25 protein-coding genes are annotated in these 22,227 nt (G+C 66.2%); 14 read left to right on the top strand and 11 right to left on the bottom strand.

The annotated features are described in order from the left end of the window. Nucleotides 1-8 precede the first annotated feature (8 nt). Both ACN9MV_RS16560 and ACN9MV_RS16555 read right to left on the bottom strand, forming a co-directional pair. Nucleotides 9-965: a hypothetical protein gene (locus tag ACN9MV_RS16560; RefSeq protein ID WP_426388631.1), complete on the bottom strand. Its 957-nt coding sequence runs from the start codon at nucleotides 963-965 to the stop codon at nucleotides 9-11. Nucleotides 966-1,004: 39 nt separating this feature from the next. After that, entirely contained in the window at nucleotides 1,005-2,189 is a 1,185-nt protein-coding gene (locus ACN9MV_RS16555; RefSeq protein ID WP_426388630.1) for a DesA family fatty acid desaturase, read from the bottom strand. Nucleotides 2,190-2,433: 244 nt separating this feature from the next. On the opposite strand from ACN9MV_RS16555, the gene ACN9MV_RS16550 reads away from it, so the two are divergent. After that, the gene (locus ACN9MV_RS16550) at nucleotides 2,434-3,360 is read left to right on the top strand and encodes a histone deacetylase family protein (RefSeq protein ID WP_093074260.1); all 927 of its coding nucleotides are present in this window, start codon (nucleotides 2,434-2,436) and stop codon (nucleotides 3,358-3,360) included. 36 nt (nucleotides 3,361-3,396) lie between these two features. Here ACN9MV_RS16550 and ACN9MV_RS16545 read toward each other — a convergent pair whose 3' ends face one another. Beyond that, a complete protein-coding gene (locus ACN9MV_RS16545) occupies nucleotides 3,397-5,103 on the bottom strand; it encodes a cation acetate symporter (protein WP_426393176.1) in 1,707 nt (568 codons plus the stop codon). A 17-nt stretch (nucleotides 5,104-5,120) separates the two neighbouring features. Next, complete coding sequence (locus tag ACN9MV_RS16540; protein WP_426388629.1) at nucleotides 5,121-5,441, bottom strand: DUF485 domain-containing protein; 321 nt, start codon at nucleotides 5,439-5,441, stop codon at nucleotides 5,121-5,123. 126 nt (nucleotides 5,442-5,567) lie between these two features. Between ACN9MV_RS16540 and acs the strand changes: the two genes are divergently transcribed. Then, the gene (gene acs, locus ACN9MV_RS16535) at nucleotides 5,568-7,544 is read left to right on the top strand and encodes an acetate--CoA ligase (protein WP_426388627.1); all 1,977 of its coding nucleotides are present in this window, start codon (nucleotides 5,568-5,570) and stop codon (nucleotides 7,542-7,544) included. 15 nt (nucleotides 7,545-7,559) lie between these two features. Here acs and ACN9MV_RS16530 read toward each other — a convergent pair whose 3' ends face one another. Next, complete coding sequence (locus tag ACN9MV_RS16530) at nucleotides 7,560-8,453, bottom strand: MBL fold metallo-hydrolase (protein ID WP_093074264.1); 894 nt, start codon at nucleotides 8,451-8,453, stop codon at nucleotides 7,560-7,562. A gap of 88 nt (nucleotides 8,454-8,541) precedes the next feature. On the opposite strand from ACN9MV_RS16530, the gene ACN9MV_RS16525 reads away from it, so the two are divergent. From ACN9MV_RS16525 to ACN9MV_RS16505, 5 genes are all read left to right on the top strand, one after another. Beyond that, nucleotides 8,542-8,865: an ArsR/SmtB family transcription factor gene (locus ACN9MV_RS16525; RefSeq protein WP_093060072.1), complete on the top strand. Its 324-nt coding sequence runs from the start codon at nucleotides 8,542-8,544 to the stop codon at nucleotides 8,863-8,865. Further along, complete coding sequence (locus ACN9MV_RS16520; protein ID WP_426388626.1) at nucleotides 8,865-9,299, top strand: YeeE/YedE family protein; 435 nt, start codon at nucleotides 8,865-8,867, stop codon at nucleotides 9,297-9,299. The genes ACN9MV_RS16525 and ACN9MV_RS16520 overlap by 1 nt, the downstream gene beginning before the upstream one ends. 9 nt (nucleotides 9,300-9,308) lie before the next feature. Then, a complete protein-coding gene (locus ACN9MV_RS16515; RefSeq protein ID WP_426388624.1) occupies nucleotides 9,309-9,725 on the top strand; it encodes a DUF6691 family protein in 417 nt (138 codons plus the stop codon). A 136-nt stretch (nucleotides 9,726-9,861) separates the two neighbouring features. Next, nucleotides 9,862-10,311, top strand: a complete 450-nt coding sequence (locus ACN9MV_RS16510; protein ID WP_093060076.1) for a host attachment protein — start codon at nucleotides 9,862-9,864, stop codon at nucleotides 10,309-10,311. Nucleotides 10,312-10,365: 54 nt separating this feature from the next. After that, entirely contained in the window at nucleotides 10,366-11,157 is a 792-nt protein-coding gene (locus ACN9MV_RS16505; RefSeq protein ID WP_426388623.1) for a response regulator, read from the top strand. A 164-nt stretch (nucleotides 11,158-11,321) separates the two neighbouring features. Here the strand turns inward: ACN9MV_RS16505 and ACN9MV_RS16500 are convergent, their stop codons facing one another. Beyond that, the gene (locus ACN9MV_RS16500) at nucleotides 11,322-11,696 is read right to left on the bottom strand and encodes a hypothetical protein (RefSeq protein WP_426388622.1); all 375 of its coding nucleotides are present in this window, start codon (nucleotides 11,694-11,696) and stop codon (nucleotides 11,322-11,324) included. Between the two features lie 225 nt (nucleotides 11,697-11,921). Here ACN9MV_RS16500 and ACN9MV_RS16495 point away from each other — a divergent pair, with 225 nt between their 5' ends. Together ACN9MV_RS16495 and ACN9MV_RS16490 are read left to right on the top strand one after the other, a co-directional pair. Beyond that, nucleotides 11,922-12,650, top strand: a complete 729-nt coding sequence (locus ACN9MV_RS16495) for a winged helix-turn-helix domain-containing protein (RefSeq protein WP_093074276.1) — start codon at nucleotides 11,922-11,924, stop codon at nucleotides 12,648-12,650. Then, complete coding sequence (locus ACN9MV_RS16490; RefSeq protein WP_426388620.1) at nucleotides 12,643-14,757, top strand: PAS domain S-box protein; 2,115 nt, start codon at nucleotides 12,643-12,645, stop codon at nucleotides 14,755-14,757. Before ACN9MV_RS16495 ends, ACN9MV_RS16490 begins: the two co-directional genes overlap by 8 nt. Before the next feature lie 17 nt (nucleotides 14,758-14,774). Here ACN9MV_RS16490 and ACN9MV_RS16485 read toward each other — a convergent pair whose 3' ends face one another. After that, nucleotides 14,775-15,527 (bottom strand): Crp/Fnr family transcriptional regulator, encoded by a 753-nt coding sequence (locus ACN9MV_RS16485; RefSeq protein WP_093074280.1) that lies wholly within the window; start codon nucleotides 15,525-15,527, stop codon nucleotides 14,775-14,777. Between the two features lie 236 nt (nucleotides 15,528-15,763). Between ACN9MV_RS16485 and ACN9MV_RS16480 the strand changes: the two genes are divergently transcribed. Both ACN9MV_RS16480 and ACN9MV_RS16475 read left to right on the top strand, forming a co-directional pair. After that, nucleotides 15,764-16,267 carry an ornithine carbamoyltransferase gene (locus ACN9MV_RS16480; RefSeq protein ID WP_093060163.1) on the top strand — a complete coding sequence of 168 codons (504 nt, stop codon included), beginning with the start codon at nucleotides 15,764-15,766 and terminating at the stop codon, nucleotides 16,265-16,267. A gap of 53 nt (nucleotides 16,268-16,320) precedes the next feature. Continuing rightward, entirely contained in the window at nucleotides 16,321-16,974 is a 654-nt protein-coding gene (locus ACN9MV_RS16475) for a BON domain-containing protein (RefSeq protein ID WP_093173597.1), read from the top strand. A gap of 193 nt (nucleotides 16,975-17,167) precedes the next feature. On the opposite strand, the gene ACN9MV_RS16470 is transcribed toward ACN9MV_RS16475, so the two are convergent. Continuing rightward, the gene (locus ACN9MV_RS16470; RefSeq protein WP_426388618.1) at nucleotides 17,168-17,992 is read right to left on the bottom strand and encodes a universal stress protein; all 825 of its coding nucleotides are present in this window, start codon (nucleotides 17,990-17,992) and stop codon (nucleotides 17,168-17,170) included. Nucleotides 17,993-18,178: 186 nt separating this feature from the next. Between ACN9MV_RS16470 and ACN9MV_RS16465 the strand changes: the two genes are divergently transcribed. Together ACN9MV_RS16465 and ACN9MV_RS16460 are read left to right on the top strand one after the other, a co-directional pair. Further along, nucleotides 18,179-19,759 carry an oleate hydratase gene (locus tag ACN9MV_RS16465; protein WP_426388617.1) on the top strand — a complete coding sequence of 527 codons (1,581 nt, stop codon included), beginning with the start codon at nucleotides 18,179-18,181 and terminating at the stop codon, nucleotides 19,757-19,759. Nucleotides 19,760-19,924: 165 nt separating this feature from the next. After that, nucleotides 19,925-20,170 carry a hypothetical protein gene (locus ACN9MV_RS16460; protein WP_176928965.1) on the top strand — a complete coding sequence of 82 codons (246 nt, stop codon included), beginning with the start codon at nucleotides 19,925-19,927 and terminating at the stop codon, nucleotides 20,168-20,170. 6 nt (nucleotides 20,171-20,176) lie between these two features. On the opposite strand, the gene ACN9MV_RS16455 is transcribed toward ACN9MV_RS16460, so the two are convergent. From ACN9MV_RS16455 to ACN9MV_RS16445, 3 genes are all read right to left on the bottom strand, one after another. Continuing rightward, nucleotides 20,177-20,350: a hypothetical protein gene (locus ACN9MV_RS16455; RefSeq protein WP_256216638.1), complete on the bottom strand. Its 174-nt coding sequence runs from the start codon at nucleotides 20,348-20,350 to the stop codon at nucleotides 20,177-20,179. A gap of 83 nt (nucleotides 20,351-20,433) precedes the next feature. Next, on the bottom strand, nucleotides 20,434-20,961 hold the full coding sequence (locus ACN9MV_RS16450; RefSeq protein WP_307614225.1) for a hypothetical protein: 528 nt from the start codon (nucleotides 20,959-20,961) through the stop codon (nucleotides 20,434-20,436). A 5-nt stretch (nucleotides 20,962-20,966) separates the two neighbouring features. Beyond that, nucleotides 20,967-21,299 (bottom strand): hypothetical protein, encoded by a 333-nt coding sequence (locus ACN9MV_RS16445; RefSeq protein WP_143042647.1) that lies wholly within the window; start codon nucleotides 21,297-21,299, stop codon nucleotides 20,967-20,969. A gap of 259 nt (nucleotides 21,300-21,558) precedes the next feature. On the opposite strand from ACN9MV_RS16445, the gene ACN9MV_RS16440 reads away from it, so the two are divergent. Beyond that, a complete protein-coding gene (locus ACN9MV_RS16440; RefSeq protein WP_093058424.1) occupies nucleotides 21,559-22,131 on the top strand; it encodes a LexA family protein in 573 nt (190 codons plus the stop codon). The last annotated feature ends 96 nt before the right edge of the window (nucleotides 22,132-22,227 follow it).

Here is a 22,227-nt window from a genome sequence, read left to right as displayed (position 1 = left end):
CTGGCGCGCTAACTCCAGGACGCCTCGGCGAAAGCCTCGACAAAGCGCGACAAGTCACCACGCGGCAGCCGGTCGATGCCCGCCGCGCGCGAGCGGCCGGCACCGCCGAAGCGGCTGCACAGCGCATGGGCGCCGCGCGGAAGTGCCAGCGGCGCGCGCACGCTGACGACATAGCCGTCGCCCTGCACCTTCAGCACCGCGTGCGCACAGCCGGGCTCGCCGTTTGCCAGCTCGTTGGCAAGACAGCCCTGCACGCGCCGGCTCCACTGCGCATCAGGCAACACGCGCACGCTGCCCTGAGGCCCCTGCCAGAGCACGGCGGCGTCCGCACCCAGCCGCAGGTCGCTGTGGCGCATTGCATCGATCTCGTCGACAACGCTCTCGTGCGCCAGCATGTCGCGCGGGTCCGGGTAGTGCGCCATCAGCGGAAACAGCAGGCGGGGTGCGATGCGCACGTCGTGCTCGAACTCGCCATAGGCGTTGTAGTTGATCAGCACGCCCAGCCGGCGCAGCCCGGCGCAGTCGCCGGGCTCGAAGCCGCCTTCGAGCGCCAGCCGGTCGGCCACTGCGCCCAGGTTGTCGCCATAGATGCCGACCAGCGCCCAGGCGCGATGCGCTCCGCCCAGGTGGCGGTCGACCAGCAGGCTGGTGCAGACATCGCTCGCCTCGTCGATGTGTGCCTCCAGGTTCGGGTGCACCGGCACCTTGCCGGCGGCGTGATGGTCGAAGTAGCGCACTCGCAGGCCGTCGTCGAGCAGGCGCTGCAGTTCGCCGCGGTTGCGCTGCATCGAGATGTCGAACACGTTGACTTCGTCGCCGGCTTGTCCCTGGACGCGGCCGAGCAGCGCGATGTCGCGCTTGAGCCCCGTCACGAGCTCTGCCGGCCCGGGCTCGTGCAGCCGCCACTGCACGACGGCGCAGAGGCCGTCGGCATCGCCGTTGCAGACATCGAATCGCCAAACCATTACGCAAGCCTCAATCGCATCCTCTCGGCGCAGGGCCGTTCAGGCGTAGGAACGCAGGCGGCGGGAAAAGTCCGCCAGCGGTGCGATGCCGCTCGCCTCGGCGCGCTGGCACCAGTCCTGCAACTGCCTGGCAAGCTGCTCGCCGGTGGCGGTGGAACGGCTCCACAAGGCGGTCAACTCCCCGCGCATGGAATACATAGTAGTCAGTGCCTGCGATGCATTCAACGCCTGTATCACCTGCTGGTACCGCGACGGGCCGAGCAGGCCCTGGTCCTTGCCCAGCAATGGCTTCACGGCCTTGAGGGCGCGCGCGGCTTCAGGCGACATGCGGCGCAGGCGACCGAGCTCCACTGCGCAGGCCTTCTTCAGCGAGCGCGAGTAGTTCGACAGCACGTCGTAGTGGCAGCGGATGACTGCCTGCACCGTGGCGAGATCGACATTCGCCTTGGGCGCGACGAGGCGCGGCGTGGGCGCCACGTGCTTCACCGTCGCCAGCCCCAGGGCCTGCAGCGTGCGGATGTAGAGCCAGCCGATGTCGAACTCGAACCACTTGCTCGAAAGCTTGGCCGAGCTGGGAAAGGCATGGTGGTTGTTGTGCAGCTCTTCCCCGCCGATCAGGATGCCGATCGGCGAGATGTTCGTGCTGGCGTCACGGGCGGGCCAGTTGCGGTAGCCCCAGTAGTGGCCGATGCCGTTGACCACGCCGGCCGCCCAGAACGGGATCCACGCGATCTGCGTGAGCAGGACCAGGCCGCCCGGCACCACGCCGAAGAGTGTCATGTCCACGATGCCCATCAGCACGATGCCGAAGATCTTGTGCTTCGAATAGAGATTGCGCTCCAGCCAGTCGTCAGGCGTGCCGTGGCCGTAGCGCTCGAGGGTTTCCGCATGCCCCGCTTCGCGCACGTAGAGGAACACGCCGCCCCACAGCACCCTGTTGAGCCCGTACACCTGCGGGCTGTGCGGGTCTTCGGGTGTTTCGCACTTGGCGTGGTGCTTGCGGTGCACCGCGGCCCACTCCTTCGTCACCATGCCGGTGGTCAGCCACAGCCAGAAGCGGAAGAAATGGCTCGCCGCCGGGTGCAGTTCGAGAGCGCGATGCGCCTGGTGGCGGTGCAGGAAGATGGTGACCGAAGCGATGGTGACGTGCGTGAGCGCCAGCGCGGACAGCACCGCGCCCCACCATGGAAGATCGAGAAGACCGGAATAGAGAAGGGATTGCATTCGTACCTCGTGAACAGTGCGGGCGATTCTGCGGACCGCACCTCCCACGGCCTTTGATGCACGTCAACACCGTGCCGGCATTCCAGCCGTAGCGAATGCGGCGCTTGTCGTCCGCTTGCTTGATACAGCGCAACAGCGACATGCGCCTGTTTGCCTAGAGTGAAACTTCCCCAACCCACTTCGGGGTCGCGTCTGGCAGCGAGCCTTCCGCGCGTACCGCCCCCGGGACTCCGAAGGAACTCGCATGCTCAGCGCCTACATCACCCATCCCGACTGCGCGCACCACGACATGGGCGCGGGCCACCCGGAATGCCCCGAGCGGTCTTCCTCCATTCATGACCGGCTGCTGATCGCGGGCCTGCTCGACTACATGGCTCCGTACGATGCGCCCCTTGCCACGCGCACCCAGCTGGCGCGCGCACACACAATGTCGTACGTGCGCGAACTCATTGCCGCCGCTCCCACCGAAGGCCACCGGTTCGTCGACCCCGACACCCTCATGAACCCGCACACCGTGCAGGCCGCGCTGCGCGCCGCCGGTGCCGCGGTGCTGGCAACCGACCTGGTGCTGGCGGGCAAGGCGTCCACGGCTTTCTGCAACGTGCGCCCGCCCGGGCACCATGCGGTGCGCGAAGCGGCCATGGGGTTTTGCTTCTTCAACAATGTGGCAGTGGGCATCCGGCATGCGCTGGACGTGCACGGCCTGCAGCGCGTGGCCCTGATCGACTTCGACGTGCACCACGGCAACGGCAGCGCCGACATCTTCCGCTGCGACGATCGCGTGCTCATGTGCTCCATCTTCGAGAAGGGCATCTACCCCTTCTCGGGCGAAGACGACAACGGCTCGCACATGGTGAATATTGGCTTGCCCGCGCGTTCGGGCAGCGATGCGTTCCGCGCGGCTGTCACCGGGTGCTGGCTGCCGGCGCTCGAAGCCTTCGCGCCGCAGCTCGTCTACATCTCGGCGGGCTTCGACGGGCATCGGGAGGACGACATGGGCAACCTCGGCCTGGTGGAGCGCGACTACGCCTGGGTCACACGGCAGATCATGGATGTGGCGCAGCGCCATTGCCATGGGCGCGTCATCTCTTGCCTTGAGGGCGGCTATGCGCTCAGCGCCCTCGCCCGCAGCGCCGCAGCGCATGTCAAGGTGCTGATAGGCGCTGACTGACCACGGCGCCGGGCCGTGGCCAGCGTGCAGGCTCGTTCAGTGCCCGCTCGCGCCATGCGCGCCGATGCCGGTCTCGGAACGCACCTGCTGGGCGAGGAAGCCGCCGCGGTCCACCTGGGAGCGCGCGCTGCGGTCCTGCACCGAGAACAGCCAGATGCCCGCGAACGCGATGCTCATCGAGAACAGGCACGGCGAGGTGTACGGGAACGGCGCCGACCCCGCCGGGTAGCCGAAGGTGGCCTCCCAGACCGAAGGCGACACCACCGTCAGCGCCACCGAAGAGACCAGCCCGAGGAAGCCGCCGATCACCGCGCCGCGCGTGGTGCAGCCCTTCCAGAGCACCGACATGAAGAGCACCGGGAAGTTGGCCGAGGCCGCGATGGCGAAGGCCAGCGACACCATGAAGGCAATGTTCTGCTTCTCGAACACGATGCCCAGCAGCACCGCCAGCGCACCGAGCGCCAGCGTGGTGATCTTGGACACGCGCAGCTCGGCCGCGCTGCCGGCGTCGCCCTTCTTGATGACGGTGGCATACAGGTCGTGCGACACCGCCGACGCGCCCGACAGCGTAAGGCCTGCCACCACCGCGAGGATGGTCGCGAAGGCCACCGCCGAGATGAAGCCCAGGAACACGTTGCCGCCCACCGCATTGGCCAGGTGGATCGCCGCCATGTTGCCGCCGCCCTTGAGCACGCCCTTGGCGTCGAGGAAGTCGGGGTTGGTCAGCACGAAGGTGATGGCCCCGAAGCCGATGATGAAGGTCAGCAGGTAGAAGTAGCCGATCCAGCCCGTGGCCCACATGACCGACTTGCGCGCCTCCTTGGCACTGGGCACGGTGAAGAAGCGCATCAGGATGTGCGGCAGGCCTGCCGTACCGAACATGAGCGCCATGCCGAAGGAGATGGCCGAGATCGGGTCCTTCACGAAGTTGCCCGGGCCCATGATCGACTGCCCGATGCTCGCTGCCACCTGGGCGGTCTTGCCGTCCTTGAGCGCCAGGTCGGTCTTGACCTTCACCGCACCGGCGAACATCGCCTCCGGGCTGAAGCCGAAGTGCCACAGCACCGACACCGCCATGAAGCTCGCGCCGCCCAGCAGCAGGCCGGCCTTGATGATCTGCACCCAGGTGGTGGCCGTCATGCCACCGAAGAGCACGTAGACCATCATGAGCGAGCCCACGATGACCACCGCGATCCAGTACTCCAGGCCGAACAGCAGCTTGATGAGCTGCCCTGCCCCCACCATCTGCGCGATCAGGTAGAACGCCACCACCACCAGCGTGCCCGAGGCCGCGAAGATGCGCACCGGGGTCTGCTTGAAGCGGAAGGCCGCCACGTCGGCGAAGGTGAACTTGCCGAGGTTGCGCAGCCGCTCGGCCATCAGGAAGGTGATGACCGGCCAGCCCACCAGGAAGCCGATGGAATAGATCAACCCGTCATAGCCGGTGGCCATCACTGCGGCCGAAATGCCGAGGAACGACGCCGCCGACATGTAGTCGCCGGCAATGGCAAGCCCGTTCTGGAAGCCCGTGATGCCGCCGCCGGCTGTGTAGAAGTCGGATGCCGATCGGGTGCGCGCCGCGGCCCACTTGGTGATGAAGAGCGTTCCCACCACGAACAGCGCGAACATGCCGATGGCGGTCCAGTTGGTGGGCTGCCGCTGGAGCTGGCCCAGGTCGGCGCCAGCCGCAAGAGCGCCCTCCGAGACTGCGCCCAAGGCAAGAAGGACGGCGGCGGATCGCATGCGCAGGAGATGTGCGTTCATGGCTTGGCCACCTTCTGCACGGCCTTGACCACGGCGTCGGACAGGATGTCGAACTCCGCGTTCGCACGGCGCACGTAGTAGCCGGTGATGGCCACGGTGAAGACGATCACGCCGAAGCCGATCGGCATGCCAAGGGTCATGACGCCTTCGCCCATGCGTCGCGCCAGGAATTCCTTGTCGAAGGCCACCAGCAGCACGAAGCCGTAGTAGGCGGCGAGCATCAGCACCGCCAGCGTCCAGCCGAAGCGGTCGCGCCGGCGCTTGAGTTGCTTGTACTGCGGATTCGCGGCAATGCGCGCGACCAGATCGTCTTCCATGGAGTCTCCTTGTGTGCGATGGCCCCATTAGGAGTGCACGCGCCGCATCGAAGCTTGCGCTGGCGCAAGGTTTTCTCCTTCACCGTCGGCAAGATCGCGCCACCACCCCCACGAAAGACACGAGACATGAACGCTCCCGATCTCCCGTCCCGTCTTCCGGTCTATGCGCCCCCGGAAGCACTCTCCCGCACCGCGCATATCGCCGGTCGCGCCGCATACGACGCCCTTGTGGCCGAAGCCGATGCCGACCACGAGGGCTACTGGGCTCGCCTTGCGCGCGAATTCATCGGCTGGAAAACGCCGTTCACCAAGACGCTCGACAGCAGCGATGCGCCCTACTACCGCTGGTTCGAGGACGGCACCCTCAACGTCTCGTGGAACTGCCTCGACCGCCAGGTGGAGGCCGGCAAGGGCAACAAGGTGGCGATCATCTTCGAGTCGGACGACGGCAAGGTCACTCGCACAACCTATTCGCAACTGCTCGCGCAGACCTGCCGCATGGCCAACGCGCTGAAAGCACGCGGCGTGAAGAAAGGCGACCGTGTCGTCATCTACATGCCGATGTCGGTCGAAGGCGTGGTCGCGATGCAGGCCTGCGCGCGGCTGGGCGCGGTGCACTCGGTGGTGTTCGGCGGCTTCTCGGCGCACGCGCTGCGCGACCGCATCGCGGACACCGGCGCCGCCGTGGTCATCACAGCCGACCAGCAGGTGCGCGCGGGCAAGCAACTGCCGCTCAAGGCAATGGTCGACGAGGCGCTCGCACTGGGCGGTTGCGAGGCGGTGGAGTCGGTCATCGTCTACCGCCGCACCGGCGGGCCCATTGCATGGACGCCGCGCGATCTGTGGATGCACGAGATCACTGAAGCACAGGGCGACAGCTGCGAACCCGAATGGGTGGGCGCCGAGCATCCGCTGTTCCTGCTCTACACATCGGGCTCCACCGGCAAGCCGAAGGGCGTGCAGCACTGCAGCGGCGGCTACCTGCTGCATGCGGCACTCACCACGAAGTGGACCTTCGACATGCACGACGACGACGTGTTCTGGTGCACGGCCGACATCGGCTGGGTCACCGGCCACACCTACATCGCCTACGGCCCCCTGGCCATCGGCGCGACGGAGGTGGTGTTCGAGGGCGTGCCCACCTTCCCCGACGCGGGGCGCTTCTGGCAGATGATCGAGCGGCACGGCGTCACGGTCTTCTACACGGCACCCACCGCCATCCGCTCGCTCATCAAGGCAGCCGAAGGCAACTCCGCCGTTCACCCCGACCGCTACGACCTGCGCAGCCTGCGCGTGCTCGGCTCGGTCGGCGAGCCGATCAACCCGGCCGCATGGGAGTGGTATCGCAAGCACGTGGGCGGCGGCCGCTGCCCGGTGCTCGACACCTGGTGGCAGACCGAGACCGGCGGCCACATGATCACGCCGCTGCCGGGTGCCACCGACCTCGTGCCGGGCTCCTGCACCCTGCCCTTTCCGGGCATCGCCGCGGCCATCGTCGACGAGATGGGCAACGACGTGCCCAACGGCGAGAGCGGCCTGCTGGTCATCAAGAAGCCCTGGCCGAGCATGATCCGCGCGGTGTGGGGCGACGACGCGCGCTACCGTTCGAGCTACTACCCGCCGGAGCTGCGCGGCTACTACCTGGCGGGCGACGGCGCCGCGCGCGATGCGCTCACGGGCTACTTCACCATCGGCGGGCGCATCGACGACGTGCTGAACGTCAGCGGCCACCGCATGGGCACCATGGAAATCGAATCGGCGCTCGTGGCCTGCACGGCGCTGGTGGCCGAGGCCGCAGTGGTCGGCCGGCCAGACGACACCACCGGCGAGGCGATCTGCGCGTTCGTGGTGCTCAAGCAGCCGCGCCCCGAGGGCAAGGAAGCCGACCGCCTGGCGGCCGAGCTGCGCGCCTGGATCGGCAAGGAGATCGGCCCCATCGCCAAGCCCAAGGAGATTCGCTTCGCCGACAACCTGCCCAAGACGCGCAGCGGAAAGATCATGCGCCGCCTGCTGCGCTCGGTGGCCAAGGGCGAGGCGATCACGCAGGATGTGTCGACGCTGGAGAACCCGGCGATCCTCGATCAGCTGACCGAGGCGCACTGAACCCGCCCTGCCCGGCTAGCTCCGGGCCGGGGAGCGGTGCACCGGGAGCGCATTCAACGGAATGCGCAGGTACGCAACGCCGTTGTCGTCGGCCGGCGGAAGCCGCCCCGCCCGCACGTTCACCTGGATCGACGGGAGGATGAGCGTCGGCACATCCAGCGTCGCGTCGCGGGCCGTGCGCATCGCGACGAACTCGTCGGCGCCGATGCCGTCGCGCACATGGATGTTGTGTGCGCGCTGTTCCGCCACGGTGCTCTGCCAGCGGGCCTGCCGCGACGCCGGCGGGTAGTCGTGGCAGACGTACACGGCGGTGTCGGGCGGCAGATCCAGCAGCCTGCGCATCGACCCGTAGAGCTGGCGCGCATCGCCGCCGGGAAAGTCGGCGCGTGCGCTGCCGAGGTCGGGCATGAAGAGCGTGTCGCCGACGAAGACGGCGCCGTCCACCAGGTAGGCCATGTCTGCGGGGGTGTGGCCCGGCACCAGCAAGGCGGTGGCTTCGACGTCGCCGATCCTGAAGACTTCGCCATCCTTGAACAGGTGATCGAACTGGCTTCCGTCCGGCAGGAAACCGCGTTCGAGATTGAAGAGCTTCTTGAAGGTCGACTGGACGACGCGGATGTTCTCGCCGATGGCGATCTTTCCGCCGACCTGCTCCTGGACGTGGCGGGCGCCGGACAGATGATCGGCGTGCGCATGGGTCTCCAGGATCCAGTCGACGCTCAGGCCGTGGTCGCGGACATAGGCAAGCAGCTTGTCTGCCGACGCGGTGCCGGTGTGCCCTGACTTGAAGTCGTAGTCCAGCACGGGGTCGATGACCGCGGCATGCCTGGTGGCGTGCTCCCACACGACGTAGGAAATCGTCCATGTCGCGGGATCGAAAAAGCCTTGGGTCGTCGTGCGTGCTGTCATGAGTGCTCCATCCATGGATGTTCCGTTGCCCGTCATAACAATATATATTTGAATATAATATGTCAATCGAAAGCGAAGCCCGGAACTCATGAAGCACTCATCCCTGGCCATTGACCCTGAACTCCTGCGCGGAGCCGCCGGCAAGGCGGTCGTGGCGCTCAAGCTCCTGGCCAACGAAGACCGCCTCCTCCTCCTGTGCCAACTGTCGCAAGGCGAGATGTGCGTGAGCGATCTGGAGCAGAAGCTGGGCATTCACCAGCCCACGTTGTCGCAGCAACTGGGCGTGCTGCGTAACGAGGGCGTGGTCAACACCCGTCGCGACGGCAAGAACATCTTCTACAGCGTGGCCGACCCGGCGATGCTGGAAATCCTCGCGGTTCTCTACCGCCTCTACTGCCCGAAAGAGGAATGATGGCCATCGACTGGAACCACTTCACCCCGTTCGCAGCGCTGGCCGGCGGCGTGCTCATCGGCATCGCCACGGCGATGTTCGTGTTGCTCAACGGGCGCATCGCAGGCATCAGCGGCGTAATCGGCGGGCTCCTCGGGCCGATCAGGGGCGACATAGCCTGGCGCGCCGCCTTCACGCTAGGGCTTGTCGGCGCACCGCTGGTCTATCTGCTCTTCGCGGCGCTGCCCAGGCCGCAGATCGACGCGAACTACGGCACGCTGATCCTGGCGGGGTTGCTCGTCGGCCTGGGCACTCGCTACGGGTCTGGCTGCACCAGCGGCCACGGGGTCTGCGGCCTTTCCCGCCTGTCGCCGCGCTCGCTCGTGGCCACGGCCGCATTCATGGGCGCCGGCTTTGCCACGGTGTTCGTGACACGTCATCTGCTCGGTGCCTGAGGAGATTTCATGCTCGTTCTCGCTTCGCTGCTCGCCGGCCTGGTCTTCGGGCTCGGCCTCATCGTCTCCGGCATGGCCAATCCGGCCAAGGTGCTCGGCTTCCTCGACCTCTCCGGCGCCTGGGACCCGTCCCTGGCCTTCGTCATGGCCGGTGCCATTGCCGTCGGCATGGTCGCATTCATGCTGGCAAGGCGTCGCACGGTATCCATCCTCGGGGCCGAGATGCGCCTGCCCTCGGCGCGCCAAATCGACCGTCGCCTGATCGCGGGCAGCCTGCTCTTCGGCATCGGCTGGGGCATCGCAGGCTTCTGCCCCGGCCCGGGCCTGGTCGCCCTCGGAATGGGCGAAGTCAAGGCCCTCGTCTTCGTGGCCGCGATGCTGGCAGGCATGGGCATTTTCGAATTCTTCGAGCGGCTCGGTCGCTGACAGAGTCCGGGGCGGTCAAAGACCGCCTCGTGCGCCGCACAAGCAGCCCGGGCAAGGGGCGGAACTTGATCCAGCGCAACGTCTGCCGTGAATGCACGTCCTAGTCTTGGGCATCGCCCTTACTCCGGGAAGCGTCATGAAGACCCAATTGATCGTCATCGCCAATGCCGCATCGGCACGCATCTTTCGCCGAGACACCGCCAAGTCGCCGCTCGTGCCGGTCGAAACCCTCGCACACGATGCAAGCCGGCTGCACGCCAGGGAACTCGAGTCGGACCGTCCCGGCAGCCAGGCCGCCGACAACAGCCGGGGCCTCAACCATTTCGAGCCGCGCAGCGACGCACGGCGCAAGGAGCACCAGCGCTTCGCGAAGGAAATCGCCCAGCGGCTGGAGGCGGGCCTGAAGGTCGGCGAGTACGCCTCCCTCACGCTTTTCGCCTCGAACCCTTTCATGGGCGAACTGAAGGCGCAGCTGAGCGAAGCGGTCACCCAGCGGCTCAAGGCCACGCTGAACAACGACCTGTGCCACGTGGGCATCGCGGAACTCGAAAGCCGCATCTCGGGCTCGTGGTCCGCAGTGCTCTGATGCCATGGACTCCTTCAGCCTGAACTGAACTTCAGCAACAGTATGGAGCCATCCTTGGATGCAGTCCCACCCGAGCCGTCACCGTTGACGCGTGGCGCCCCGCACTGGCTCGCGAAGATCGAAAGCGCCCCTGCGCAAGAGACGAATCGGGTACCGGCGAATTCATGGCCGGGCTTCCTGGCCGGCCAGCCCGGGAAGCCTGTGCGGGTGCTGGTGATCGACGAAGACGCCGATGCGCGGCGTGCAATCGCCCGCGAACTGGCGATGGACGCGCGCGTGCGTATCGTCGGCGAAGCGGGCAGCCTGCAGGAAGGCAAGCGCCTTCTGACACAGCATGAATTCGACGTGCTCATCATCGATGTCCGGCTCGGCGGCGGCAAGGGATTCGAACTTATCGAGAGCGCCCGACGCCATTGCAGTTCAGTCGAAGTCATCGTGCACTCGGCACTGGAAGACGAGGTTCATGTGCGCCGGGCGTTCACCGCGGGTGCGTGGGGCTATCTCGTCAAGAACTCCTGGTTCCAGAATTTCGCGCAAGCGGTGCTGCAGGTCGTCAATGGCGGCGCGGCGGTGTCGCCGAGCGTGATCCGGCACCTGCTGATGCGACTTGGAAATGCTCCCCTTGCACTGCGGGAAGCCGAAGGCGGCCCCCGCGGAGTTCTCTCGGCGCGGGAACGCGAGGTGCTCCGGCTCGTTGCCGAAGGCCATGTCACAGGAGACATCGCTCGCCATCTTTCGATCAGCGGGCGGACGGTTTGCGCTCACATGAAAAATATCTGCCTCAAGCTGCAGGTGCGCACGCGTGCGCATGCGGTGATCGCGGCCGCCAACCAGGGGCTGCTGTAGCCGTGCGCGTCAGTGCTCCACGAGCATATCGGCCCATCGGCCGCTTCTTCCGCGCAAGCAGGTGGCGGCGCCGGGTTGCATCAGCCTGGCGATCCGCACCGCCAGGCGGGTGCGGACTTCGCACCGCTCGGTGTGGTCGAGGTGCACGGAGATGGTCGAGAGCGTCACGCTTTCCTTCGCGTCGCGGCTGCCTTGCGACCAGCATGCTGCCGGCGTGCGGGCGGTGCCGCGGCCAATGCCCCGTGCAGGGTGCGCAAGGCGTCGTTCACCACGGCCCGCCGGGATGGTGTGGCCTCGATGGCTACCGGTGGCGTGTGGGAAACATCGTTCGTGTCCGAGCGCCGGAACGCATGCATCGGCGCCATGGCCAACGCCCGCCAGTCCTCGGCCCGCGTGACGGCATCCGTCTCGGCGCGGGTCAGTGCGATGTCGTCCTGCAGGATGCGCGATCCGATCGTCTCGAACATTTCGAGCGAGTGCAGCCAGATGCCGTACTGCGCCTTGCACAGCGCCAGCGGAAAAGTGAAGTCGGAGTTCATGGTGTGTCCTCTTGCCCCGATGGGGCGTTCACACGAATGCTGACGCCGCACCGCCCTGCCCGGCTTGCGCGGGATCAAAGGCCGCACAAGATCGCACATCCTTTATCGCTGGACGCTACGGCCGACGGCACGGCTGCAAAGAGAGCCGCAAACAAGGCTTGCGTGCTACGCTCCCCTTCGATTCAGGATGTTTACAACATTCGTGCTCTATTTCCTTGCCCTTGTATGAAACCTGCCTCCCACATCGCGGTGCTCGACGACGAGGTTGACATCACGCTGCTGCTGGCCAACTACCTGCAGGGCCACGGTTTCCGTGTCACCCAGGTCCACAACGGCCGGGCCCTCATGGCGCTGATGGACACCGATCCCGCAGACCTCGTACTACTCGATCTCGGCCTGCCCGGCGAAGACGGCTTCACCATTGCGCGCCACGTGCGCGAGAGCTGGCGCTGCGGCCTCGTCATCGTCACCGGCCGGGGCGATGCTGTGGACAAGGTCGTGGGCCTTGAGGTTGGGGCCGACGACTACGTGACCAAGCCCTTCGACCTGCGCGAGCTGGTGGCGCGCGTGAAGGCGGTGCTGCGCCGGCTCACGCCCGAGACACCCGCGTCCCCGGCGCCCGTTGCAGCCTCTCCCGACAAGCTGAGCTTCGCCGGCTGGCAGCTCGACACCGCCGCGCGCAGCCTCAGGAACCCGCAAGGCGAGCAAGTGCCGCTGACCGGCGGCGAGTTTGACTTGCTGCAAGCCTTTGCCCGCCATCCCGGCCGCGTGCTGTCGCGCGACTTCCTGCTCGAGCAGACACGCGGACGCGAAGCCGCCCCCTTCGACCGCACGATCGACGTGCAGGTCGGCCGGCTGCGCAAGAAGATCGAGGCGGATGCGGACGACCCGCAGCTCATCAAGTCGGTGCGAGGCGCAGGCTACATCCTGGTGCCGCCGGTTTCCCATGGCTGACGCTGCACGCAACCCGCCTTTCCTGCTCGACGTGCCCATCCAGGGCTTGCCGTCGGGCATCGAGGAAGGCAGCGTGTTCCGCTCGCTCTTCATCGCCTACCCCGATTCGCTGCTGCTGGTGGACCAGTCCGGCAGCATCATGCTGGCCAACCCCTCGGCAGCCGCGCTGCTGGGCTATGCGGTGGAAGAACTGGTGGGCCTGAACGTCGACGTGCTGGTGCCCGACAGCATCCGCCCGCGCCACGCCTCCTACCGTGAAGCCTATGGCCGCTCTCCCCGCCCGCGACCCATGGGCACGCAGATGGAGCTGGTGGCCAAGCGAAAGGATGGCAGCGAGGTCATGGTCGAGATCGCGCTCAGCCCGCTGCAGAACCATGGCCTGCCCTTCGTCGTGGCCGCCATCCGCGACATCGGCGCCTACCCGCGCGTGAAGCAGGCACTGCAACGCGCCCGCTACAGCGAGCACCTGGCCCAGTTGGGGCGCCTGGCAGTCGACACGCGCGATCTGCAGGTGGTGCTCGAGCATGTGCCGGAAATCATCACAACGGCCTTGCAAGTCGAGGTCGCGATGGTGTGGCTGCTCGACAGCAACGGCCTCGAGTTTCGCGTAGTCAGCGGCATCGGCCTGATCGCCGGTGAAGAGATCGGTTCGCGCCTTGCCAACCGCCCCGACACCCCGCCGGGTTTCGTGCTCTCCCAAGGCCGGCCGGTCGTGGTGCCGGACTATGGCAAGGAACATCGCTTCGCCGTGCCCCAGGCCTACCTCGACGCCGGACTGGTCAGCGCACTCGCGGTGCCGCTGTCCGACCGGGGGCGGGTAATCGGCATGCTGTCGGTGCGCTCGAAGGAGTCCAAGCGCTTCGGCGACGAAGAAGTGCGCTTTCTCGAGTCGCTTTCCAGCCTGCTTGCCACCAGCCTGCAGCGCGTGCAGACCGAGGAGGCGCTCAACCATGCGCAGCGGCTCGAAAGCGTCGGCCAGCTCACGGGCGGCATCGCGCACGATTTCAACAACCTGCTGACCGTCATCCAGGGCAACCTCCAGGTTCTGGAAGAACTGCCCGCACTTGCTCAGGACAGTTACGCCCAGCAGTTGCTGGGCGCCGCCACACGCGCCACGCGACGGGGCGCCGAACTCACCGGCAAGCTGCTGGCGTTTTCGCGCCGGCAGATGCTGCAGCCGATCGCCGTCGACACGCATGCGCTGCTGCACTCCCTGGCCGACATGCTGCGGCGCACGCTGGACCAGCGCATTCGCATCGAAATCGACACCGCGCCCGGTTGTCCGCCTGTGGTGGCAGACGCGGGGCAGCTGGAATCGGCGCTGCTCAACATTGCGATCAATGCGCGTGACGCCATGCCCGAAGGCGGCACGCTGCGGTTTCGCACCGAGCTGTGCGGTGCGTTGCCGGAGGCCCTGCGCAGCGAACGCAACGACCCGAACAGCAACGCCGCTGCGCGCTTCGTCGCAATTTCCATCGCTGACAGCGGCACGGGCATGTCCGAGGAGGTGAAGGAGCGCGCCTTCGAGCCCTTCTTCACCACCAAGGACGCCGGCCGCGGCACCGGGCTTGGCCTGAGCACGGTGCACGGCTTCGTCAACCAGTCCCGGGGCGCGGTCGCGATCGACAGCAAGGCGGGCCGGGGCACTACCGTGACGCTCTACCTGCCGCAACAGGAAGAAGCCGGACCGCCGGCCACCGAGGACGAACGTGCCGACGAAACGATTCCGCCCGGACTGCGTGTGATGCTGGTCGAGGACGACGCGGAGGTGCGCAAGGTGGTGCACACCTTCCTTGCCACGCTGGGCTGCGATGTCGTCACGGCCGCCACGGCCGAGCAGGCGTTGTCGGCGCTGGACGCAGGCGCCGGGCCTTTCGACCTGCTGCTGAGCGACATCGCCCTGGGCGCCGGCATGCGAGGCACGCGGCTGGCCATCGAGGTGCAGCAGCGCTTTCCCCGGCTGGCGGTGTTGCTGATGTCGGGCTTCTCGTCCGAGTTGCTGGATGCCGACCGAGAAGTGCCGCAGAGCTGGGAACTGCTGCGCAAACCCTACTCGCGCTCCGAACTTGCGCGGGCCATGGCAAAGGTGCTGGCCGGCCACGCCTGAACGCGCGGCTGCGACCCTTACTGGAGCATTGCGGGTGCAGGTGCCAGGCAGCGCTGCACGAAGGCCGACAGTGCGCCGACGTCGGGAATCTGCACATCGCGGCGCCCCTTGGTGGCAAACCCGATGACGTTGTCGCGCGCCAGCCGCGACAGCGCGCGGCTCACGCTCTCGAGCGTCATGCCCAGGTAGTTGCCGATCTCGGCGCGCGTCATGCGCAGCGTGATCTCGTCGGTGCGCATGCCGCGCTCGGCCAGCGTCTCCGCCCAGTAGCGCAGGAAGTCGGCCACGCGGGCGTCGGCCGGCAGTGTGCAGACGGACATCAGCGAGTCCCGGTCGTGCGAGATCTCCCGGCTCATGGCGGTGTGCAGAACTTGCAGCAAGCCGGGATGCGTGACGCAGGCGGCCAGCAGGGCCTCGTACGACACAACCCAGATCTCGCCGGTATCCATGGCCACCGCATCGCATGAATAGCGGCTGCCCGCGATGCCGTCGAAGCCGAGCCAGTCACCGCGGAACTTGAGACCCACCACCTGCTCGCGCCCGTCGGCCGAGAGATTCACGATCTTGAAGAAGCCCGAGTTCAGGATGTAGAGATTGCCGAAGCGCTCGCCCGCCTGGTAGATCGTGTCACCCGTGTGCACCACACGGCGCTGCGGCTTGAGTTGCTCGGCAAGCAGCTTCAGCGTATCGCCGGTGCTCCGGTCCGCGCACTCCCGGCCGATGGTCGGCAGGACCGGTGTGGTCTTCGAGGAAGTGGCGGTATTGAGCATCTGGACTCCTTGGTGATCTGTCGCGTGTCGATGGATGGATGCTAGGAAGCCCTCGGCAACGCAATGACAACGGTCGGAATCGGTGGGTAACGCTCGGTGAATGAAGTGTGTCCGGCGTGTATCAACGGCATTCGGCGTGCTGCAAGTCGCACGAGGCCCGCTCCGTGCTTTGACCTGCATCAAGTCCGGGACCGTTGGCGTCCCTAACCTTGGCGAGTCACACATTGACCATTGCCATGCCCCTTTCCAACAACGCCCGCAGTCCCGAGGCCGAGCCGCAGCTCTCTCCACTGAACGTGGCGAGCCTGCTGTGCCACGCGCGCATCCTCCAGCGCGCCTCGCTGGACGGGACCACCCGCCAGCTGCTGCGCGGCAAGAACCTGGGGCTGCTGTGCGAAACGCAGCCCGACGAGGCTCAGGCGCTGTTCCGTCGCGCCGCGGAGGCGTTGGGCGCCCACGTAGCCGTCATGCGCTCGAGCCTGTCGTCCGCGAGTACGCCGCAGGAAGTGCAGCACACCGCCCGCATGCTCGGCCGCCTCTACGAGGCCGTGGAGTGCCAGGGCCTGGAGCCCGTGCTCGTTCAACAGATCGGCCAGCATGCCGGGATTCCGGTCTTCGATGGTGCCGCCATGCGAGGCCATCCGGCCGAGCAACTGGCCGGGCTTCTCGGAGACAAGACCCCGCTGGCCGACAACCGGTGCTTCGTGCTCCAGGCCCTGCTGCTGGACGCCATCGCCTGAGCTGCCGGGCCCGAGGCAACTGCCCTTCCATTCATTCACCGCAAGGAATCCTCATGAAGACCGATACCCAATTGCGCAACGACATCCAGGCCGAGCTGACCTGGGCGCCCGAGGTCAAGACCTCCGACGTCGGCGTGATCGTCAAGGACGGCGTGGTCACCCTCACAGGCCACCTCGCCAGCCACGCCGAGAAGTACGCTGTCGAGCGCGCCGTGCAACGCGTGCATGGCGTCAAGGCGCTGGCCGTCGAATTGACCGTCAAGCTGCCCTTCGACAACCAGCGCACCGATGCCGACATAGCCATGGCAGTCGAATGCGCACTCGACTGGAATGCGCTCGTTCCCGACGACAAGATCCAGCCCCTGGTGGAAAACGGCTGGATCACGCTGGCTGGCGAAGTCGAGTGGGGATATCAGCGCAGCGCCGCCGAAAGCGCAGTGCGCGACCTGATGGGGGTGACCGGCGTGTCGAACCTCGTGAAAGTCAAGCCGAAGGTGAGCCCTGCCGACGTCGAGAAGAAGATTCACGACGCGCTTTCGCGCCAGGCCGACCGCGAAGCCCGCAAGCTTGCCATCACGGTCAACGGCTCGCAGGTCACGCTGCGCGGCACGGTCCATTCCTGGACCGACCGCGATGCGGTGCAGGGTGCCGCATGGGCCACGCCAGGCGTCACAGTGGTGGTGAACGACCTGCTGGTGGACGCCTGAGGCGGCAACGCCCGGGCTGTCTTTTGAGCGAGTCCTGCCGTGAATGCCGCACTGCCGCCACTCGTACTGGAGCAATGCAATATCCCCGGGCCCGGCTCCGGGGGAACAGGCTATCGCGCAGGCGCGCAATTCGCGCAGCTGCGGGCAGTCAAGCGCATTGCAGCCTCCCCTGCGCACTGACGCCCCAGTGGCCTCAGTGCGACATCAGCACGGGCAGAGTCATCCACTGGAGCATGGACAGCGTGGCGCCGCCCATCACCCATTCGCGCGCCCGGCTGTGGCCGTAGCAGCCCATCACCAGCAGGTCCGAGCCCAGGTCGGCAGCGAAGGACAGCAGCTTGTTGCCGATATCGTCGTCCTTGTCGCCGCCGGAATGCAGCGTGATGTTCTGGACGTCCTGCATCCGCAGGTAGTTCTGCAGGCGCTGCAGCGACGCCTCTGCGTCCTCGCCGTAGGCCACGACATGCACCCGGGCCGCCTTTCGCAGCCATGGCAGCGCGGCGGTCACGGCGCGCGCGGACTCGGGGGTTTCCTTCCACGCCACCAGCACGTTGCGGCCGACGGAACCGACCGGCCCCGCATACGGCAGCACCAGCGCCGGCCGACCGCTCTGCACCAGCACGCTGGGCAGGAAATCGCCGGGGAGCTCGCCGTCCATCGGGTCGTTCCGGTCGCGTTGGCCGAGGACCATCAGGTCGGTGTAGAGCGCACGCCGCGCGAATCCCCACGGACCGTCGCTCTCCGGCTCGGCCCAGTGCAGGCGCTGGGAGCCTGCACTGTGCTCCATGAAGGTGGCGTGCATCGCGCCGCGCGCGTCCTTGTCGATCTCCTGCATGATCGCGACGGCCTCCGCGGCAGCCTCGATGGCGAACGGGTAGCGCATGAGCGCGGACAGGGTGCACGGCTGGCCGGTCACCTCGGCATCGAAAGTCTCTGCGAGCTGGCGCGCCAGCTTGATGCGCTCCACCGTACGGGCCGAGCCGTCGAGGTGAAGCAGGATGGATTTGGGGGTCTGCATGAGGGCTCCTTGGACTGACGGGCTTTGGACGGGGCGACCTTAGGCCTGCTCGAATCGCGCAGCCTTGCGCTGAATCAATCGCCCGCGAACTTCCACGCGACAGCGCCGATGCTTGATCGAGCGCAAGGCCGGGCCGGGCGCGCAGGCCTAGCCTCGGACCTCGTCTTCGCATCACGGCACCAATCCATGAACTCTTTCCAACAGGCCTGCATCGTCGGCAGCGGCATCGGCGCGCTTTCCGCGGCCGTGCTGCTGATCCGCGACGCCGGCATGCCCGGATCGCACATCCGCATCCTCGAGGAGGGTCCGACACCCGGTGGCGCTCTCGATGGCAGCGGCAATGCCATCCAGGGATACGTGACGCGCGGCGGGCGCATGTTCACTGACGAAACCTATACCTGCCTGTGGAACGTGCTGCAGAGCATTCCCTCGCCCGGCGCGCCGAACCGCACGGTGCGCGACGAGATTCAGGCCTTCAATGCACTGTGGCGCTCCGATGCGCACGCCCGCCTGATCGACCGCCATCGCCGCATCCTGAACGCCAGCGACCTGGGTTTCAACTTCCAGGACCGCGTGGAGCTGATGCGCCTGCTGGCCACGCCCGAGCGGGTGCTGGGCAGGCAGCGCATCGAGGAATGCTTTTCCACCCACTTTCTCGACACTCATTTCTGGGCCATGTGGCGCACGACCTTCGCATTCCAGAACTGGCACAGCGCCGTCGAGCTGAAGCGCTACATGCTGCGCTTCCTGCAGGAGCTGCCGCGCATCCACACGCTGGGCGGCGTGCGGCGCACCGAGTTCAACCAGTACGACACCATCGTGCGCCCCATGGTGAGGTGGCTGCTGGATCGCGGGGTCCGGTTCGACTACGGCATGCGCGTGGTCGACGCGGACTTTGCCGCCGGTGCAGACGGTCTGCGGCTCGAGACGCTGCATTGCGTCAGGGAAGGCCGGCCCCTGGCATACCGCCTCGGCATGGAGGAATGTGCCTTCATCACCATCGGCTCCATGACTGCCGACTCGCGCAACGGCAACGACCACCAGGCGCCGGAACTGGTGCGTGACCAGAGCGACGGGGCCTGGACCCTGTGGCGCAACATGGCGCGCAAGGTACCGGGCCTCGGCAGGCCGGAAACCTTCTGCGGCAACGTGGACGAGAGCAAGTGGGAGTCGTTCACGCTCACGATGCGTAGCCCCTTGCTGATCCAGCGCATCCAGGCACTCTCTGGCAATCCGCCCGGCACCGGCGGGCTCATGACCTTCAAGGATTCGAGCTGGCTGATGTCGATCGTGGTGCCGCACGCGCCGCACTTCGAGGGCCAGCCCGAGGGGGTCTACACGCTGTGGGGCTACGGGTTGCTGATCGACACCCAGGGCAACCACGTCGACAAGACGATGGCACAGGCTGGTGGCCAGGAAATTCTCACGGAACTGATGCATCACCTGGGCTTCGAGGACATCCTCGAGGAAGTGCGGCGCACCACGACCGTGGTGCCGGTGATGATGCCCTACATCACCAGCGAGTTCGCATGCCGCAGCGCATCGGACCGCCCGCCCGTCATACCGGCCGGCGCGAAGAACTTCGCCCTGCTGGGCCAGTACGTGGAGATTCCGGAGGATGTGGTCTTCACGGTCGAGTACTCGGTGCGCGGCGCGATGCACGGGGTGTACGGACTCATGGGCCTGGGCCTCGAGGTGCCGCCCATCTACCACGGCATCGCCGATCCGAAGGTGGCGCTCGCGAGCCTGCGCACATTGATGGGTTGACGCGCGAAGCTTGATCCATCTCAACACCCACCGCTGGTCGGGCGCGCAAGATTCCTCTTCAGCCACCCAAGGAGACAGTCGCGTGCCTTTCCTGTCGAAGAATGTCGGGATCCTCGATCGGGCGCTGAGCTACGGACATGACTGCATGGAGGCGCTGCGATGTGCATGACCCTGCTCAGGAAACTCGCCACAGCGAAGCTGCCTTGCACCGAGGCTGCCCTGGCGACGATCGACAGGCTGCGCGTGCTCGAAGCCGCCGGGCACGTCAAGGTGCGGATTCCTCCTGCCCACGTGGACTGCGACGACTGCCTGCGCCAGGACGCGGCCACGGTATTCGAGATCACGCTCCGGGGATGGAAGACCCTTGCCGCCGATGCGCCCGAAGAGGAAGCACCGTTGCGTCGCGGGTAGATGAAGCTATCGGATGCTGGAGGCGAACCATCGAAAGATGTTCTGCCGGCTCTCCGAGCTACCTCCAGTCCGCACGAAGAGGAAGCCGGTTTTCGCGTTGCCCAGCCAGTCGACTGGAATGCCTGCGGTTCGCAGAGCCTCGATTTCATCGCGCGCGTTCATGCCGAGCGGCAGTTTCAAGGTGATGGTCGCGCTGTGGATGGTCCGCCTTTTCGTCATTCGCTTCCCTTGCGTGTTCCTGGAGATCCGGCCGAACCATTCCCCTACGCAGGACCGGCAGCCAGGAGCCTTGCGCGCACCATGCCTTCGCGCAAGGCACGGGCAACATCGGCGGACATGCCGTTCCTTGAATCGAAGGTGGTTGCCTCGCCTGCGCCCGATCTCGCGACGACGGCTGCCTGCGCGCTACCCGGCGTCTCCACCACTTGCTGCAGGTACAGATCGAAGCGCCCATGAAAGCCCAGAGGGAGCAATTCACCATGCTCCCGCAGGACGGCTTGCCGATAACGCGGCCCGGGGAAGAAAGCGGACTTCCATCGAATGCTCGCACCCGTGTCATCGATGGAGGTCACGCGAGCTCCAACGAAGACCGCACCATCGGCGAACATGCTGAATTTTCCGAGCGCCTCGAAGTACTGGAACTGACGGTCGATACGCTCCTGAACCCGGCCGATCGTGTACTCGATCGGTTTCGGCGCAAACGGCGCCTGGCAGGCGGCCCTTATACGCGCACCGAGCGTTGTGCCCACAGCGACTTCACTGGGCGGAGTCACACGCAGATCGTGGAACATTGCCGTCATGGCCTGCGCGCAGCGGCAGCCGATGGCGGGCCGATCTTCGCAAGCACGTATGAAGCACTGGCCGATGCAGCGGAAAGAGCGGCGTGCAAGTGGATGTGCGTTGGCTTGCTCTCGCAGGAAGGGAAGGCAGCAGCCATTCGACGGCCGTTCTCCGTGATCTGGAACATCGTCGCCATGATCACTTTGCCCCCGGTGGAAGGCGTCGAGTCCACACGCAGATCCGCGCGCACGAGACCACCAAGAACCAGAACCTTGATCTCCTCGATTTCATCGAGCGAGAAGGTTCTCGCCGGCAATGCCCCTTCGACCAGGCGATGCAGCAACAGCATGGGCATGGGACTCCCCCCAAAACCGCCAGCGCTGACTGTTTGTTACGCGGGCCGACAGTTGGCTCATCCTAAGACTGCGAAAGCTTTAAGACCAGGATAGAAATTTCGTCGAACAGGTACAAAACTATCAAGCTGCCGGAATGCCCTCTGGCTTGACGATGGAAGAGCTATCATCGATTTTCTTTCTATCTGAAACAGCGCCTACCCTAGGGCTGTGAATAGCCGTCAACTAATTCGCGAAGGACGCAAGCGCCTCCAGATGAGCGAGCAGCAATTTGCTGATGCGCTGGGGGTGAGCCGTGGCGCAGTACAGCAATGGGAAAAACAAGGCGGCACAGCTCCCAAGCGCGCCAACCAGGCGCGTGTGGCCAAGCTGCTTGGAATTTCCGTTGCGGAACTGGTCTCGGGTGTGTCGGCGGGTGCGCGGGGAGTCGACGTGCGCGCTGAGGTTCCCCTGGTGTCCGAGGTCGAGGCAGGCAACTACACCGTCATCGACAACTTCAAGCCGACGACGCAATTCGACACCATCCCGGTGAGCGTGCCGGTCAAGAAGCACACCTACGCACTGCGGGTGCATGGCGACAGCATGGTCAGCGAGGCCGGCGACTCGTTTCCCGCCGGGTCCATCCTGATCGTGGAGCCGGAGATGGAGGCGGTGCCCGGCGACTATGTCATCGCGCTGAACGAAGCCAGCGAGACCACGTTCAAGCAGCTCGTGAAAGACGGCGGAGACCTGTATCTCAAGCCGTTGAACAGCCGTTATCCCATCAAGCCGCTCGGCGATGCCCAGGTCATCGGCGTGGTGCGCGAGTTCACCAAGCGTTTTCGATAGCCGTCGCGAAAAACGCACGACGGTGTAGATAGATTTTCTACGCAGAGATACATTTTTAATCCTGACGCAGCAACGGCCTGAATTGCCCGAACAAGG

Origin of the sequence: Variovorax sp. R-27 (genome assembly GCF_049913215.1) — a bacterium.
Taxonomy (GTDB): Bacteria; Pseudomonadota; Gammaproteobacteria; order Burkholderiales; family Burkholderiaceae_C; genus Variovorax.
This window is presented reverse-complemented; position numbering and strand designations above follow the sequence as displayed.